Origin of the sequence: Acidovorax sp. HMWF018, from assembly GCF_003061035.1 — a bacterium.
Taxonomy (GTDB): Bacteria; Pseudomonadota; Gammaproteobacteria; order Burkholderiales; family Burkholderiaceae_C; genus Acidovorax; species Acidovorax delafieldii.
Genome location: NZ_QAIM01000625.1, coordinates 1 through 1,490, shown reverse-complemented (window position 1 = coordinate 1,490; position 1,490 = coordinate 1). Strand labels below are relative to the sequence as shown.

General features: G+C 67.0%; 2 protein-coding genes. One reads left to right on the top strand and one right to left on the bottom strand.

Annotated features, from left to right (window positions below):
• Positions 1-839, bottom strand: an 839-nt coding sequence (gene alr, locus DBR23_RS26395) for an alanine racemase (RefSeq protein ID WP_108500067.1), incomplete at its 3' end; no start/stop codon positions are given.
• 156 nt (positions 840-995) lie between these two features.
• Here alr and DBR23_RS26390 point away from each other — a divergent pair.
• Positions 996-1,490 (top strand): MFS transporter (locus tag DBR23_RS26390; RefSeq protein ID WP_146191458.1); only part of this gene is annotated, 495 nt, incomplete at its 3' end.

Genomic DNA, 1,490 nt, shown 5'->3' with positions numbered 1-1,490 from the left:
GGGTAGCCGTCGGCGTAGCCACAGGCGGCGATGCCAATGGTGAGCGGGCCGTCGGCCGTGAAGCGCGAGCCATAGCCCACGGTGTCGCCCGCCTGCAGCTGCTGGGTGGCGATAAGGCGCGTGGACAGCGTCATGGTGGGTTGCAACCCCCAGTGGCCGGCATGGTGCTCGGGGAAGTCGGGCGCACTGCCATAGACCACGATGCCCGCGCGCACCCAGTCGGCGCGCACGCCCGCATCCTGCGCGTGGCGCAGCGTGGCGGCACTGTTGCTCAGGCTGCGCTCGCCAGGCAGGTCCTGCGCGGCGGCGTTGAAGGCCGCCATCTGGTGCGCAATGCCCCGCGGGCCATCCGCGTCGCTGAAGTGGGTCATGAACGAAATCTCGTCCACCTGCGGCAACGCATTGAGCCGGGCCCACGCGGCGCGGTAGCGCTCGGGCGTGAAGCCCAGGCGGTTCATGCCCGAATTCATCTTGAGGAACACCCGGTGCGGCACCTGGGTCTTGTGCGCGGCCAGCATGTCGATCTGCTCGTCGCAATGCACCGCATGCCACAGGCCCAGGCGCGAGCACAGCTCCAGGTCGCGCGGCTCAAACACGCCTTCGAGCAGCAGGATGGGCCCGCGCCAGCCCAGGTGGCGCACGCGCTCGGCCTCGGCCAGGTCCAGCAGCGCAAAACCGTCGGCGCCGCGCAGGCCCTCGTACACCCGCTCGATGCCGTGGCCATAGGCGTTGGCCTTGACCACCGCCCACACCTTGGCGTCAGGCACCGACTGGCGCACGCGCGCGAGGTTGTGGTGCAGGGCCGTGGTGTGGATGGTGGCAGCAATGGGACGGGGCATGGGACAGACCTGATGGAGCGAGGGATTTACCGGGGGACCAGCGCCGGATTCTGGCACTGTGGCCGTTTATCCGCGTGATATAACCGCCTGTCCCTCGCTACGATTCTTCACATTTACCAGGGCATCAGCCCAACTGATGCTCTCACCAGCCATTCGATGAAGCGCGGTTTTTACACCATCATGTCGGCGCAGTTTTTCAGCTCGCTGGCCGACAACGCACTCTTCGTAGCCGCTGTGGAACTCCTGCGCACCGGAGGCGCCCCCGAGTGGCAGCGCGCGGCCCTGGTGCCCATGTTCGCATTGTTCTATGTGGTGCTGGCGCCCTTCGTCGGCGCCTTTGCCGATGCGCTGCCCAAGGGCAAGGTCATGTTTGTCAGCAACGCCATCAAGGTGGCGGGCTGCCTGATGATGCTGTTTGGCTCGCACCCGCTCATGGCCTACGCCGTGGTGGGGCTGGGTGCTGCGGCCTACTCGCCCGCCAAGTACGGCATCCTGACCGAGCTGTTGCCCGCGTCCCAGCTCGTCAAGGCCAACGGCTGGATCGAGGGCCTGACCATTGCATCGATCATCCTGGGCGTGCTGCTGGGCGGCCAGCTGGTGGGGCAGCAGCTGTCGGGCATGCTGCTGGGCTTTGACTTCCCCGTGATCGAC